Annotated in this window: 1 protein-coding gene; it reads left to right on the top strand. The window is 59.3% G+C overall.

Going from position 1 to position 1,020, the window contains the following annotated elements; all coding sequences use genetic code 11:
- Positions 1 to 287: 287 nt before the first annotated feature.
- On the top strand, positions 288 to 1,020 hold a 733-nt coding region (locus EZV76_RS16810), incomplete at its 3' end, for a hypothetical protein (protein ID WP_136567689.1).

Genomic DNA, 1,020 nt, shown 5'->3' with positions numbered 1-1,020 from the left:
TAAGTGGGGCGAACCTAGAGATAGAGGACAGCAACGGTACACTACAGGTACCTTTGGCCAACTTGGGCAGCGACGACCAGACCTTGTCGGAGGTGCTCTCCGAGGGCAACAGCGCGGGCACATCCATAACGAACGTTACTGACCCTACCAATGCGCAGGACGCGGCCACGAAGAACTATGTTGACACGCAGATCACGGCCAACGCGGCCGATGGCTCGGAGACCATAGTCAACGCCGGCACGGACATCAGCGTGAGCGGAAGCGGCACCAGCGGCGACCCCTATGTGGTGAACAGTACCTTCACGGAGGTGGACGGAAGCATCACCAACGAGATACAAAATTTGGCGAGCGTGCTGGGAGAGGGCAACAGCGCGGGGACCTCGATCACCAATGTGACGGACCCGACCAATGCSCAGGAYGCGGCCACGAAGAACTATGTKGACWCRCAGATCACGGCCAACGCGGCCGATGGCTCGGAGACSATCGTGAACGGAGGTACGGACATCAGCGTGAGCGGAAGCGGCACCAGCGGTGACCCCTATGTGGTGAACAGTACCTTCACGGAAGTGGACGGAAGCGTGACCAATGAGATCAATACCCGCTTCGAGGTAAGTGGGGCGAACCTAGAGATAGAGGACAGCAACGGTACACTACAGGTACCTTTGGCCAACTTGGGCAGCGACGACCAGACCTTGTCGGAGGTGCTCTCCGAGGGCAACAGCGCGGGCACATCCATAACGAACGTGACGGACCCGACCAATGCCCAGGACGCGGCCACGAAGAACTATGTTGACACACAGATCACGGCCAACGCGGCCGATGGATCTGAGACCATCGTGAACGGAGGTACGGACATCAGCGTGAGCGGAAGCGGCACCAGCGGTGACCCCTATGTGGTGAACAGTACCTTCACGGAGGTGGACGGAAGCATCACCAACGAGATACAAAATTTGGCGAGCGTGCTGGGAGAGGGCAACAGCGCGGGGACCTCGATCACCAATGTGACGGACCCGACCAATG

It is taken from the genome of Flagellimonas alvinocaridis (assembly GCF_004916895.1).
Lineage (GTDB): Bacteria > Bacteroidota > Bacteroidia > Flavobacteriales > Flavobacteriaceae > Flagellimonas > Flagellimonas alvinocaridis.
The sequence above is the reverse complement of the archived record's forward strand: the minus strand, read 5'-3'. Positions and strand labels throughout refer to the sequence as shown.